This window comes from Streptacidiphilus fuscans (assembly GCF_015690355.1).
Lineage (GTDB): Bacteria > Actinomycetota > Actinomycetes > Streptomycetales > Streptomycetaceae > Streptacidiphilus > Streptacidiphilus fuscans.
Map to the genome: position 1 here is coordinate 205113 of NZ_JADPRT010000013.1, position 12674 is coordinate 217786.

Below are 12674 nucleotides of genomic sequence, written 5' to 3' on the forward strand. Positions count from 1 at the left end.
CGCTGGGTCGCAAGTGGCACCGACGCAGCGGGGTCTTGTGGAGAGGTGTTGAGATCAGCGGCGAACAAGTACGTGATCCGGGTGATCCAGCCACAGGACATGTTCGCCGCCGGGCTGGACGGACAGGCCGTACCGGTCGGGCGCGGGCCTTCCCTCGTCGATGAACCACTGGTAGACGTCAGCGACTTCGCCGATCAGGTCCCGCGTCCCGGTGGCACGGACGGTGAACTCGGCCTGGTCGTCGCCGTTCCTCTCCACTGCGGCGAGGGAGCGGAGGTCACGGGTGAACAGCCAGACCCGTTCCTTCGCTGTCTCATCGACTGGGGTGGCGTCGCGGAGGTACTGGACGTCGGGCAGGAGGTTGCCGACCGCGAAGCCTGCATCGTTGTCGGCCAGCAGGTCCCAGATGTTCACGGTCGTGACGCGGCTGTTCCAGCCGTCCAGGTCCGGTGGTCCAAAGCGTCCGCCCAGCCGCCTGGCGGCCTCGCGGGAGCGGAGGAACGCGCCGTAGGCAAGGAACCGCCCATGGGCCGACCCGTCAGCCTCGACCCGCAGCTTGGCCGTGCCGTAGGACGCCCACGGCGTCGTCCACGGGGCAAGGATGATGCCGCCCGGCGTAATCTGCTCGCGCCACTGGTCGGAGATCCGGTCGACCGAGTAGGTGGCCACGAGCCGGTCGTACGGGGCTTCCCCGGGCCATCCCATCTCGCCGTCACCGATCTCGTACTCGACGCTGGTGCCCGTGCGGCGGATCCGGGTCATCGCATGGTGGAACATCTCGGGGTCCATCTCGACCGTGACCACACGTCCCTTGCCGTGGCGGGCCCGCTTGCGCAGGTAGGTCCGCAGGACGCAGGAGAACCATCCTGAGCCGGTGCCCAATTCGAGGACGTCGCTGTCGTCGTCCAGCTCCAGATCCGCCGCCTGGCGCATCACGACCGCCGGACGACTGGCCGACGAGGTGGCGAGGAAACGCTCGTCTGGCTCCTCTTGATGCCCCTCGTCCCACTGGAAAACCGCGTAGGAGTCCTGGTAGGCGGCCTGAAGCCACGCCTGTTCGTCCCCTCGTTGGTCCAACCGTGCGTGCCGGTTGTCCCCCGACTCGCTCCAGAAGACCGAGGGCAGGAACAGGTGACGGGGCGTCTCCATGAACGCCTCCGCCCAGTCCGGGGTCAGGCCCAGTTGTTCAGCCAGGGCTGACCGCAGCTTGATCGAGGCGTCCATGGCGCTCACCGCTTGCTCCCTTGGCGCGGGAGCCGGCTGTGACCCGTCAGGCTTGGGCTCGGGCGCTAAGGCGGATCCATCCGGCTCTGCGTGGTCGCTGCCCCTGCCGTCGTTCGGTCCGCCCTTGTCGTCCCCCATCGGATGTGCTCCGTTCTCGTGGTCGGGTCGGATGGTGACCGCACGCCCCCACCCTCAAGGGGGCGCGCGGAGTTGGGCCTCCCGGTGCCAGCCCCGCTCATGCGTCGGTGCGGGCCCGGGAGGAGTTGCTACTTGGTCGGCAGGGCGTGTATCCGGATGCGGGGGGCTGCGCGGCGGACGTGGGCTCGGACCGTGTCGCGGACCCTCTGCGGAATGTTCGGCGTCGTGGGTAGGGCGAAGGTGGCCCAGACGCGCTTGCCGCCCTCGGTGGGTTCGATGTTCCACCGCTTCGCTCTGGCTGCCACCAGGAGCAGCCCGCGGCCGCCGACCGTCAGTTCGTCTTCGGGCCCCCATCGGGCAGGGCGCGGTGTCGGCAGATCCGGTGGAGTGCCGTCCTGGACTTCGAAGTACAACTCGCTGCGGTCCGGCGCCACTACGACCTGCGTCGTCAGCGTCGGGGTGTCGGAGGTGTCGTAGCGGACGGCGTTGGTGACGAGTTCGGAGACGACGAGCCGGATGTCGTCCGTCAGCTCGGTCGGCATCTCGATCTGCCATGCAGTCAACTGGTCCACAACCCTACGGCGGACCAACGGCACGGAGGACGGGTCACGGACGACGACCCACGTACGTGCCAGAGCGTGGAGCGCGGTGCCGGTCACGACCCCTCCCCCGGCTTGGTGCGTCGAACGAAGGCGTGTGACCACCGTTCGCCCGCAACGGCCTGGCGGGCGCCCGGCCGGTGACCGGACGCCTGCCGCGCGCTGCGTGAGAGCGCGCGGCTCGGCGCGTCCAGCAGCTCGGGGACGGCAAGGTGCCCAAGGTGACCGCCGGCCGGGCAGGCAGTGAGGTCGGCGGGAACATCCGCGGCCTCGGGCGGTGCGGGAGGAGCGGGGTAGTACGGAGCGGGGAACACCAGCGGTCTCCTTGGGGAGCGGTAGCCCACTGCCTGGGCCCGGGAAACGTCAAGGCATGCGCGTCTGGACGGACTGAGCCGCGTCCAGCGGTGCCACGGGGATTCCCGCCCTCCCAGACTGGACCGGTTTACCGGTCCAGTCAACGGATAGTCAGGAACTTTCCCCCATCGGGTATTCGGAACTGCGCTGCCACACCGAGTCGGGCGTCACGCCCTCCTCGACGACCAGGGCGCGCCCCTGGTCGTCGCGTGCGGAGTGGAGGGTGACGTGCACGGCGGCCGGGAGCTGCAAGCCCAACACGTCTGCCTCCACCTGGGCCGCCAGCCGCACGTGCTCCAGGTCTCTGCCCAGCACGGATACAAGCCCGGTGCAGCGTCGCACATACCGGGTGGTGCCCTCCGGGATCGCCGCCGCGCCTGCGAGCTTCGGCGCGGCATCGACGATCCAGGCAGGAAACCATGCCACCACATACGACTGGGGCGTTCCGTCCGGCAGGTGCATCAGGCGACCGCGACGCAGCGCCGTCACCTCGGGCTCCACGCCCAGGGCCTCCGCGACGTCCAGGGGCGGCACGAGCATGTCCGGCACGCCGAGGCGGGTGAAGGGCAGGGCGCCATCGGCACGCGCGGTCCCGGATCCGCGAGAGCCAGCGGGCCTGCCCATCGGCAGGGCGACCACGACATAGCGCGACCCCTGACGACTGGTCACCAGCGCATCGGCCTTCAACAGCTCCAGCGCCTTGTTCACCGTCGCCCGCGACACACTCCAGCGCTCGCACAGGTCCCGGCCCGATGGGAGTGCCGAGCCGAGCGGGTACTGGCCGGCCGCAATGTCCCGGCGCAGCGATTCGGCGATCTCTTCGTACTTCAACGGCACGGCGCTCTCCCTGACGAGGATCGGCAGATATCTGGTCTGCTTTTCCGGTCAGGTTAGAGCAAAGTCGCCCCCAGCAACGGGTAGAGGTCGGCACAATGCCCTCATGGAGACGAAAGACATCACCGCCCGCGTAGCCGCCTGGTACAGCGACGAGTTCGAGGAGGCCACCCGGCTGACCGACACGGCAGACGGCCGCCTGGAGATGATCCGCACCCGCGAACTGCTCCACCGTCACCTGCCCCCAGCACCGGCCAAGGTTCTGGACGTGGGCGGCGGCCCGGGGGCGCACGCCGAATGGCTGACCGCCGAGGGGTACACCGTCCACCTGGTTGACCCCGTCGCACGGCACACCGAGCAGGCCGCCGAACGCGCCGGATGCAGCGTGGAAGTCGGCGATGCACGCGAGTTGGCCGCGCCCGACACCTCCGTCGACGTCGCCCTGCTCCTCGGCCCGCTCTATCACTTGCCCGACCGGACGGACCGCATCCAAGCCCTCGCCGAAGCCCGTCGGGTCGTCCGCCCCGGCGGCCTCGTCGTCGTCGCCGCAATCAACCGCTACGCCAGCTTCACCGAGCACACCGCGCGCGCCACCCTGACCCGCATCGCCGACTCCGTATCGCAGATCGTCGACACCGGCTTCTACGACGGCGCGCGAGGCTTCACCGTGGCAAAGTTCCACACCGCAGCCGAACTCACCCTGGAAATGGCCGAGGCCGGCCTCCCCGCCACCCGCATCTACAGCGTGGAGGGGCCGATGTGGGGCATCGTCAAGGCCGTCGAACTCCGGACGGGTGAACCCATGAGAGACGACGACCCCCTCATGCTCTGCGCACTCGAAGCCGCCCGCCGCGCCGAACAGCACCCCGAACTGCTGGCCGCCAGCTCTCATCTGCTCGCAATCAGCCAGCGGTGATGCAGTACCCCGCCCACGGAGAAGCGGGTCGCCGCCTACTCGACGACATCCACATAGTCTGGGCGCTGACTCAAACACCACAGCACTGATCGGCTCAGGAGCGACGCCTTCTCCCCGCATGGGGCGATCCCCGAGGGCAGGTCGTGGCCTCGCACGTGCCCGGCCTCGCAATGTTCGACCCGGGCGGGAATCGGGCCGGGCTCGGATGGAGATCGGGGTGTCCCTCCTGGGCCCTGTCCCGGTGTGCTGCATGAACTCCAGGGCCATGAACACGCGCCAGGGGCTGTTCGAGCCATCGTCGAGCGGATCCTGCGGGGCGGTGGGGATACGGCCGAGGTCCAACGGTCCGACGGCCACCGGGCGCACGAGCCTGCGGATGCAGCTTGCGGCGGCGTTGACGTAGCCGTAGGTGGTGGCTTGCACGGTGACTCCTCTGCGGTAGAGAGCAGCAGCCGTCATGGAGATGACTGACTGTCACCTGCTGTCTCCATCAGGTGGCTACATTTGAGGAAACCGCTCAGGCCGAGGCTTGGACACCCCGCCATGGGGCTGCATTCGGGGAAAGCGGGGAAAGATCATCTTTGGATTGTGAGGCGATGTGGCTGCGAGAGGAGAACGCGCAACCCAACTGTCCGCGCTGCTCGCCGAGGCGGGGCTTTCGGATGGCGCCACCGCGACCGCCTTACGGCGGCTGGCCACGGAGAACGGCACCACGAACCTCACCGCCGTATCCCGCTCCCACATCTCCTACTGGGCGCGTGGCACAGTCCCGTCCGACCCCCGCATTCCGCTCTTGTTGGCCGAACTCCTGAGCCGGGCACTCGGCCGCACGGTCACCGTGTTCGACCTCGCGATGGATCAGCGCTCGAAGACCGCTGCCGCTGACCTTTGGACCGGGGATACGCTGAGCGCGCTGATCGACATCGGGAGACGCGACTTGAGCATGGACCGCCGCCACGCCCTGAGCGTCATGGCCTTCCAGACCGCCGCGCTCACACTGCCAACCCCGGCGTGGTGGAGAGCCGCAGCCGTCAAGACCGGGGACCGTCCGTCGACGGGTCGCCGTGTAGGCCGCGGTGACGTCGAGGCCGTGCAAGACACCATCACGGCCTTCAGCCAGATCGACCAGCGACGCGGAGGCGGCCATGCCCGCACGGCCGTGGTCCAGTACCTGACCTCCGAAGTCGAGCCCTTGCTCCACGGACGCTTCGCCACGGACGCCCTGCGCCGCCAGATGTTCTCGGCCGCCGGAGAGCTGACGTACCTCTCCGGCTGGATGTCTTTCGATGCCGGGGAACACCCCCTCGCGCAGCAATACCTCACCAGCGCGGTGCGACTCGCCGCCGAAGCAGGCGACGAACCCCTGGCCGGACACATCCTTCGAGCCATGGCACACCAGGCCAACGACCTCGGCCACCACCGCGCAGCCCAGCGCGTCGCCGCCGCATCCCTCGACGGCGACCGAAGCCGACGAGCGAGCTACCGCGAGCGAGCACTGCTGCGCGTCGTCCACGCTCGAACCCTCGCCACGACCGGCGACGCCAGGAAAGCCGTGGCCACGCTGAAGGAAGCCGAGGATGACCTCACGCGTGCAGCGGGTCAGGAGGAGCCCCAGCGCGTCTGGTTCTTCACCGAGGCAAGCCTCGCCCACGAAACAGCCTGCACACTGCGCGATCTCGGAGACCTGGACGGGGCGGTGAGCGAGTTCCGACGAAGTGCACGGACACGAGGGGCCGCGTTCCCGCGCACCCACGCCGTGACCTTGGGCTACCTCGGCGAGATCCAGGCTCGGCAGGGCAACATCGAGCAAGCGTGCGTCACCTGGTCGCGTGCCCTGGACCTAATGGAAGGCATCCGCTCCGGTCGGACCATCCAGACTGCCCGACAGACGCGGAGTGCCCTGTCGCCGTACCGGCTCCGAGGCGTGCGAGCTGTCCACGAACTCGACGCCCGAGCCGCTTCCTACCTCGAATACGCCAGCTGACCACGCACCAGGGAGACAACGATGCCGGACCCGTACCTATTCGAAGCCGTTGCGCACGTGATCAACGACCGCACGGAGGTCAGCGACGACTACTGGGGCGGCGTCCCCTCGATCATCCGTCTGCGCGAAGACCTGCCGGAGAACACACTCGCTGGCCTGAACGAGTTTAGCCACCTTCAGGTCGTCTTCAAGTTCCATCTGGCTGTGCCCGGGGACGTGCACCTCGGGGCCCGCTCGCCGCGCAATGACCCGCGCTGGGAACCAAGCGGCACCTTCGCGCACCGTAACCACCGCAGGCCCGCCCAGATCGGCGTATCACACCCCTGCCTGATCAAGATCGACGGCCGAGACCTGCATGTCGTCGACCTGGATGCGGTCGACGGCACGCCCGTGCTCGACATAGCCCCCTGGTTCGCCGATTTCGGGCCTCGCGGTGAAGTCCACCAGCCGACCTGGCCGAGCGAGATGCTGGCCAACTACTGGACGGAGCCCGCGTAACCGAAACGCGCGGTCGCCGGGAGCCAAAGCTGGAGGCAGGGTTCACTCGTCGAACCGGGCGATCCGCCACATGCCGTGCCCGTGATGGCGCTGTTTGAAGTTCCGGCAAGCCTCATCACCCCGAGAGCATCGCCGCCACGATCCCCGAACGACGCAATCAAACGCTAACCGCCGCCGCGAGCGCCTCGTGGGCCAGCCGCCCGCTTACGACAAGGAGACCGAACGAAACCTCAACGTGGTCAAGCGATACTTCCCTCGCCTTGAGCAATTCCGGACGGTCGCTGCCTGCTTCGACAAACCAGCCGATCGCTGTCACGCCGGAGTTGTGCGTGGGAACCAATGCCGAGGGGGCGTTGCCCACAGAAAGGCGCCTGCCCTCGGACTGAAGAACATCCCTACCTGCGGGGCCATGGGCGCCTAGGCTGGCGGGCATGGCTGACTATGTTCTGGTCCTCACCACCGTGCCGAGTGCTGACGCTGCGGCGAAGCTGTCCCGGTCCGCTGTCGAGGCGGGGTTCGCCGCGTCCGGCCAGGTGTCCGGCCCAATTGAGACGACGTACCGGCACCTGGGCGAGGTCTGTGAAGGCACCGAGTGGCAAATCGCCTTCCGTGCTCCCCAGGACCGGTACCCGGAGCTGGAGGCTCATCTGATTGAGCAGCACCCCTATGACTCGCCGGAGGTGATCGCGCTGCCCATCGTGGCTGCCCCTTCGGCCTACCTGGAGTGGATCACGCGGGCAACACGCTGACCGGTGCCCGCTCCAGGAGTTCCGACACGGCCGGAACGGAACGGTGAGGCTGAAGGCGCTGGAGGAGGATGCGGGACCGCCCTGCGGGGCGCGTTGACGCGAGGCCTTGGGAGAGGTCGAGGACGTTGCCGGTGATCGCGGCAGCGTGCTCGACCTCTCCGGCGTCCAAGTAGGCCGACGCCAGCCACGACAGGTAGAGCGCCTTGTCACGGGCACGGGTGTCGTCGTAGCGGGACAGCGCCCCCTCCAGCGCGGGGATGGCCCGTAGCGGCCGGTGCAGCTCCGCCCAGCAGCGCCCCGTCATGATGGCGATCTCGTCCGTGTCGACCCAGTACACCCAATCCGGCTCCGGCCGGTCTGTCTCCTCCTGGACGGCTTCCTCGGCAACCGCGAGTGCCCCGTCCGCATCCCGGGCATTGCCGACCGTGGCATGCTGCCACGCCAAGCGGTCCCACAGCAGGGCCCGCACCGCGGGGGGCGCGTCACGCCCGGCTGTCTCGCACGCCGCCGTGGCCAGCTCGACCCCGTTGCCGCCCCGCGCCCATTCCAGGTAGGCGAGGAACGCCAGGCTGTTACCCGCGAGCGACCGGTCCCCGGATTCCTTCGAGGCTCCCAGCGCGGCCATGTAGTGCCGGTAAGCCTCGGTGTAGCGGCCGGTGTCGAACGCCGCCCATCCAGCCAGCTGTGCCTGCTCGGCCAGGACCGCCCGCAGGGCACGGCCGGTCGTGTCGCCGTACACGCCCTGGTCGACGAGTTCCACGGTCGCATCGAGCTCGTTGGCGTAGGTCGCGTAGGTATCGCCGCCGCCCATGAAGTCGTCCAGACGTCGCAGCCGTGCTGTCCGTTGCTGAAGTTGCCGCGGCACGTCCGCGCCGATCCGGCGACCGGATTCCAGATACGGCGTAGCGGCGGGCAGCAGCGTGGTCCCGGTGGATGTGGCAGCGGCGGAGAGGAACTGGCGACGATTCACGGGATCGGTCTCCACGGGCTTGACGGACGGCGCGGGCGGTTGCGTGATCACCTGGGGTGTTGTCCGCAGTGTGCCCGATGGCGCGACCGTCGCGGCGGCGACGTCAAGTTCGAGTACGTCGAGCAGATAGGGCATCCACGGCCCCGGTTGCCGCCTTGCTGTCTCCCACCGGTACACGTCGTTCGCCGTGCACGTTCCCCATCCGGATGCCTGATTCAGCAGGTCAGCTAACGCCTGCTGGGTGAGCCCGCGCGTCTTGCGGGCCTTCCGGATGGCTGGGCCGATCCCCGCACTGTTTCGCTGAGGCACAGGTTTGACTCCCCGTCAATCTGCCAGCTACTCGGCCAGGATGGCAGATCTCCGTGGCAGATCCCACCTTGCGTAATCGCGCGTTCACTGGCTACAGCCGCCCGGACGACTCCCTGACAAGGTCGCCCTCCTGACGGCACCAGCCGACGCCGGAGGAGATGACCTTGGCCACTGCCCTGCCTGTCCGCGTCCCGCAGATCAGCGGACACGTCTCCGTCACTGCGAGATCGGCCCCTGCCTACCCGAACTTCGGTGCTTGCTCGATCGATCCCGGCAGTGAACACCCGGTGATCCGCGAGCCGGACCTGCGGTGGTGTACCCACCGCGCTGAATTCCTGGTGGGCGTCGCTCGGGCCTCCGTATGGACGAAGCAGCGCCATACCCGTGAAGCCGTGCACGGGAGGTCACGATGAGCACCGCCCTCGGCGACTGGATCCCTGCGGATCTTCTCGCCGTCGCCGGGAGGCTGCCGCTGCCCTACCGTGCGCACACGATGACGCTGACGGTGCGGAGGCAGGACGCGGCCGGCACCTGGGCCGAGGTCTCCCGCCGCGAGGTCAGCGCCCGAACGGGCGACTCGACCCAGGCCCTCGCGTTCCCGCCGTGTGCGTGCCCGCACTGCTCTGGGGCCACCGCCCGGCCGGGAGGCCGATAGACCGGCGGCGGCCGTCCGCGTCCCCGTGGCAGCGGTCGCCGCCCCCTCCTCTCCTCCCCGCCGAGCCCGGACCCGGACATCGCTCGGCGGGGAGGACACGACGGCCGGACCGCCGGTCCGGTCGGTTCATGCCCACCCCTCCACAAGGAGTGATCGACATGGCACAGCACGACGACCTGCTGATCGGCGTGGAGAACCTGGTCACCGTCCAGGACCGCTTCACCGCCGACGCCGCCGAGTCGGACCCCACCGGGACCTCTGCCGGTGACGACGGCGACAACCGCGACGGCCTGAACCTCCCGCAGGAGTAGCCGCCGCCGGGCGGGGGGCCACTCGGTCCCCCGCCCGAGTCCCGCACCGACCACACGGAGGTACCCGATGGACCACCTGTTCGTTCGCGGCGTGGAAAAGGCGCTGGGCTGGGACGGCCCCGCAGCTCTCGGCACGGCGTTCGCCCGCGGCACGCTCGACGAGCCGGATTTCCTGGCCCGGCTGCTGACGCCGAACAAGCTGCTCGACCTGGTCATGCGCCGCAGCCTGACCACGCCGCAGTTCCGGATCTTCCACGAGGGATCTGAGATGCACCCGGGCCGCTACATCAACCCGGCGGTCACCCGGCGGGGGCAGGCCATCCCGATGGCCGACATGCGCCGCGTGGGCACGCTCCTGGGGTCCGGCTGCACGCTGGTGCTCGATGAGATCGACTTCTTCGACCCGGTCATGGAGGTCGTCTGCCGGGCACTTCAGTGGTGGTCCCATGAACTGGTGCAGGTGAACGCCTACCTGACCACGCAGGACGCCTCCGGGTTCAAGCTGCACTGGGACGACCACGACGTCCTGATCGTCCAGCTCGCGGGCGAGAAGAGCTGGGAGGTCCGCGGGGCGTCCCGCCGGGTGCCGATGTACCGCGACGGCGCCCCGAACACCGAACCCAGCGAGGATATCGTGTGGCAGGGCAGCATGCGGGCCGGGGACGTGATGCACATCCCCCGCGGCTTCTGGCACCAGGCCACCCGCAGCGACCAGGGCGACGGCTACAGCCTCCACGCCACCTTCGGCATCGTGAAGCGCGCCGGAGTGAACTGGGCCGCGTGGCTGGCCGATCAGTGCCGCGCCGACGAGGCGTTCCGTGCCGACCTGAACCACTGGGAGTGGGGCGGCCAGCAGGAGCACCTGGTCCAGGCCCTCGCGGATCTCGCCTCGGCGATGCCGCCGGCCGAATTCCTGGCCGCCCGCGAGCGCGAGCGCTCCGCAGCCCGCCACGTGCCGCACCTCGGCATCTTCGGCGAGCCCCACACCGTGGTGTGCGTCAGCGAATTCGAACCGGTCATCAACACCATCGGGCACACCGTCGACGTGATCGCCTCGGGCAAGAAGCTGACCTTCGCCGCGAAGGCGCTGCCAGCTCTGCGTCTCCTGCTCAGCGGCCACCCGGTCGACATCGCCACCGCCGCCCCCGACACGGGCGTGGACGTCGCCCGCCTGGCCGAGATCCTGATCAAGGAGGAAATTTGCACCGCCCTGACCTCGGAGTTGTCCTCGGGCTATACCGAGCTGAGCACCGCCGCGACCTACTCGAAGGCGCACTGAACCTCGGCATCCGGGCCCTGGACACCAGCTTCAACTACCTCGACTTCGCCTCCCACCGCACCCTCGCCCAGGTCGCCGGCGATCTCCTTCCGCAGTTCACGATCTCCACGAAGATCGGATTCTTCCCCCGCGACAAGCAGGCGCATCACTCGCTCGAACCCGACCGGCTCCGGGAAGCCGCCGAGCAGACCGCCGAAGACCTCGAACGGGCCCCGGACGTTCTGCTCCTCCACAACCCGGAAAGCTCCCTGGCACACCCCCCGACGGACAAGGCCAGAGAAGTCCTCGCGGAGGCTTTCGGAGCCCTGGCCCAGGCTGCGGAGGACGGGCTGTGCGGGCAGTGGGGACTGTCCACTTGGAAGCCGCTCCCGCTCCTGTCCGCCGTCGGCCCCGACACGGCGAAGCCCGACGTCCTGATGACCCGGGCCGGGCTCCTGGTCGACGCGGCGACGCTGCGTGCCGGCGAAGAACTCGCCGCCGCCCTCCGGATCGAGCCCGAAGGACGATGGGGCATGAGCCCCTTCGGCGGGGACGGCCAGCACCGGATCTGGAACGTCTTCGACGCCACGATGTTCCTCGACCGCGACCAAGAAGCGAGCAACCTCCAGGCCGCGCTACGCGTGGCATTCGAAGTGCCAGCCGTCGCCCGAGTCGCTGTCGGCACCGGCAACGTCCACCACCTGAAGGAACTGGCTGACGCGGTAACCCTCCGCCTCGACCAGGCGCGGCTGTCGAACTACCGCGCCGTCATCAACGAGCGCCGTTCCTGATGTCGGCGACGATCCGGTCCGCCATGCGAGCGGCAGCGTCCAACCGCGGATCATCCGGCAGAGCGTGCGGTCCGGTGATCTTCGCGCAGACGAACAGCGTCATCAGCTTGCCGTCCCGGCACTCGAAGTCGGCGGCCCGCTCTTGGAGCACCCGTTCCGCGAGCTCGGGGACGGCGAGCGAATTCCCCCACAGCGACGCGGCATCCAACCCTCGGGGGGCGTTGCCCCAGTCCTCCCAATCGAACAGGCAGAACACCGGGGCGGTCATGTTCGCCCAGTTCAGATCAGCGTGCGCGGGAACCCACGACGCCACCGTGGTGTCGAACCCCCCGCCGAACACCGAGCGGATCGTCTCCGTCACCAACTCCTGCGTGATGGTCACCGTGTCCGGGGTCGCCGTGCGCACGGTCTCCTGCCCGGCCAGCGCGTCCAGGGAGGCGTTCAGCTGCTCCCACCAGGCATCGGACAGCCCAGGGTCTTTGGCGAGGACGCTCGACCCGATCGGTGGAGCAGGCAGAAGGGAGGTCTCATCCGCGCGCCACATCACCGGAGCATCCTGGTCCCGCCAGACCACGCACCCGTACCACTCCGGCCTGACCACACCTTCCAACAGTCCAGCGGCCTCCGCACCGTTCCACCCCCGGGCGTCGATCCTGTCCAGCCCGCGCCGCTCGACCCGCACCCACGTGCCTCGGTCGGTCCGGGCGCCGATCGTGCGCCGCTTACGTACCAGCGTGTCGCGCTCCAAGGATGCGCCGAACGCGTGCTCCACACGCGTCAGCACGTCGTCAACGCTCTCAACGCGAAGATCCACCCGGGCAGTTGAGAGTGACATTTCGACTCCTTGAAGAGGTACCAAAACGCTAACAACCGCCGAGATGCCAAACCGGCAAAACCCGTCCCCCGTCCGAGCGATGCCGAGACCGCCGCCAGTCAGGTGGACTGACCCGAGACGCGCCCTCTCAGCCAGCAATGTCGGCCGGGCGTCGCAAGAGTTGCGATCGTCACCGGCACCGTGACAGCGATGGACTACGTCCAAATCTCGTGCTGGCCTGGCGTTTCCGGGTCCGTGTCCTGTGCCTGG

Annotated in this window: 13 protein-coding genes; 8 read left to right on the top strand and 5 right to left on the bottom strand. The window is 68.8% G+C overall.

Going from position 1 to position 12674, the window contains the following annotated elements; all coding sequences use genetic code 11:
• Window positions 1-54 precede the first annotated feature (54 nt).
• The 3 genes from I2501_RS27985 to I2501_RS27995 all read right to left on the bottom strand — a co-directional run bounded on the left by I2501_RS27985 (window position 55) and on the right by I2501_RS27995 (window position 3152).
• On the bottom strand, window positions 55-1224 hold the full coding sequence (locus I2501_RS27985) for a methyltransferase domain-containing protein (protein ID WP_236047373.1): 1170 nt from the start codon (window positions 1222-1224) through the stop codon (window positions 55-57).
• A 266-nt stretch (window positions 1225-1490) separates the two neighbouring features.
• Window positions 1491-2021 (bottom strand): ATP-binding protein, encoded by a 531-nt coding sequence (locus I2501_RS27990; protein ID WP_196197029.1) that lies wholly within the window; start codon window positions 2019-2021, stop codon window positions 1491-1493.
• Between the two features lie 405 nt (window positions 2022-2426).
• Window positions 2427-3152: a GntR family transcriptional regulator gene (locus I2501_RS27995; protein WP_196197030.1), complete on the bottom strand. Its 726-nt coding sequence runs from the start codon at window positions 3150-3152 to the stop codon at window positions 2427-2429.
• Between the two features lie 103 nt (window positions 3153-3255).
• Here I2501_RS27995 and I2501_RS28000 point away from each other — a divergent pair, with 103 nt between their 5' ends.
• The 4 genes from I2501_RS28000 (at window position 3256) to cutA (ending at window position 7296) form a co-directional block, all read left to right on the top strand.
• Window positions 3256-4065, top strand: coding sequence for a class I SAM-dependent methyltransferase (locus tag I2501_RS28000; protein ID WP_196197031.1), 810 nt, complete (start codon window positions 3256-3258; stop codon window positions 4063-4065).
• A 598-nt stretch (window positions 4066-4663) separates the two neighbouring features.
• Complete coding sequence (locus tag I2501_RS28005) at window positions 4664-6049, top strand: Tat pathway signal protein (RefSeq protein WP_328806682.1); 1386 nt, start codon at window positions 4664-4666, stop codon at window positions 6047-6049.
• A gap of 21 nt (window positions 6050-6070) precedes the next feature.
• Window positions 6071-6547 carry a TrmO family methyltransferase domain-containing protein gene (locus I2501_RS28010; RefSeq protein ID WP_196197032.1) on the top strand — a complete coding sequence of 159 codons (477 nt, stop codon included), beginning with the start codon at window positions 6071-6073 and terminating at the stop codon, window positions 6545-6547.
• A gap of 431 nt (window positions 6548-6978) precedes the next feature.
• Window positions 6979-7296, top strand: coding sequence for a divalent-cation tolerance protein CutA (gene cutA, locus I2501_RS28015; RefSeq protein ID WP_196197033.1), 318 nt, complete (start codon window positions 6979-6981; stop codon window positions 7294-7296).
• Here cutA and I2501_RS28020 read toward each other — a convergent pair.
• Entirely contained in the window at window positions 7277-8401 is a 1125-nt protein-coding gene (locus tag I2501_RS28020; RefSeq protein WP_236047313.1) for an XRE family transcriptional regulator, read from the bottom strand. The genes cutA and I2501_RS28020 overlap by 20 nt on opposite strands.
• A gap of 583 nt (window positions 8402-8984) precedes the next feature.
• Between I2501_RS28020 and I2501_RS28025 the strand changes: the two genes are divergently transcribed.
• The 4 genes from I2501_RS28025 (at window position 8985) to I2501_RS28040 (ending at window position 11590) form a co-directional block, all read left to right on the top strand.
• Window positions 8985-9230 carry a hypothetical protein gene (locus I2501_RS28025; RefSeq protein WP_196197035.1) on the top strand — a complete coding sequence of 82 codons (246 nt, stop codon included), beginning with the start codon at window positions 8985-8987 and terminating at the stop codon, window positions 9228-9230.
• A 158-nt stretch (window positions 9231-9388) separates the two neighbouring features.
• Complete coding sequence (locus I2501_RS28030; RefSeq protein WP_196197036.1) at window positions 9389-9541, top strand: hypothetical protein; 153 nt, start codon at window positions 9389-9391, stop codon at window positions 9539-9541.
• A gap of 67 nt (window positions 9542-9608) precedes the next feature.
• Window positions 9609-10820, top strand: coding sequence for a JmjC domain-containing protein (locus I2501_RS28035; RefSeq protein ID WP_196197037.1), 1212 nt, complete (start codon window positions 9609-9611; stop codon window positions 10818-10820).
• Window positions 10742-11590, top strand: a complete 849-nt coding sequence (locus I2501_RS28040; protein WP_196197038.1) for an aldo/keto reductase — start codon at window positions 10742-10744, stop codon at window positions 11588-11590. The genes I2501_RS28035 and I2501_RS28040 overlap by 79 nt, the downstream gene beginning before the upstream one ends.
• On the opposite strand, the gene I2501_RS28045 is transcribed toward I2501_RS28040, so the two are convergent.
• On the bottom strand, window positions 11571-12425 hold the full coding sequence (locus I2501_RS28045; protein ID WP_196197039.1) for a hypothetical protein: 855 nt from the start codon (window positions 12423-12425) through the stop codon (window positions 11571-11573). The two genes, I2501_RS28040 and I2501_RS28045, sit on opposite strands and share 20 nt — an antisense overlap.
• Between the last annotated feature and the right edge of the window lie 249 nt (window positions 12426-12674).

What these genes read in the sequence shown, in the direction of transcription:
- I2501_RS27985 (WP_236047373.1), bottom strand. Translation starts at nt 1,224, where the DNA reads ATGGACGCCTCGATCAAGCTGCGGTCAGCCCTGGCTGAACAACTGGGC.
- I2501_RS28000 (WP_196197031.1), top strand. Translation starts at nt 3,256, where the DNA reads ATGGAGACGAAAGACATCACCGCCCGCGTAGCCGCCTGGTACAGCGAC.
- I2501_RS28010 (WP_196197032.1), top strand. Translation starts at nt 6,071, where the DNA reads ATGCCGGACCCGTACCTATTCGAAGCCGTTGCGCACGTGATCAACGAC.
- cutA (WP_196197033.1), top strand. Translation starts at nt 6,979, where the DNA reads ATGGCTGACTATGTTCTGGTCCTCACCACCGTGCCGAGTGCTGACGCT.
- I2501_RS28020 (WP_236047313.1), bottom strand. Translation starts at nt 8,401, where the DNA reads ATGCCCTATCTGCTCGACGTACTCGAACTTGACGTCGCCGCCGCGACG.
- I2501_RS28025 (WP_196197035.1), top strand. Translation starts at nt 8,985, where the DNA reads ATGAGCACCGCCCTCGGCGACTGGATCCCTGCGGATCTTCTCGCCGTC.
- I2501_RS28030 (WP_196197036.1), top strand. Translation starts at nt 9,389, where the DNA reads ATGGCACAGCACGACGACCTGCTGATCGGCGTGGAGAACCTGGTCACC.
- I2501_RS28035 (WP_196197037.1), top strand. Translation starts at nt 9,609, where the DNA reads ATGGACCACCTGTTCGTTCGCGGCGTGGAAAAGGCGCTGGGCTGGGAC.
- I2501_RS28045 (WP_196197039.1), bottom strand. Translation starts at nt 12,425, where the DNA reads ATGTCACTCTCAACTGCCCGGGTGGATCTTCGCGTTGAGAGCGTTGAC.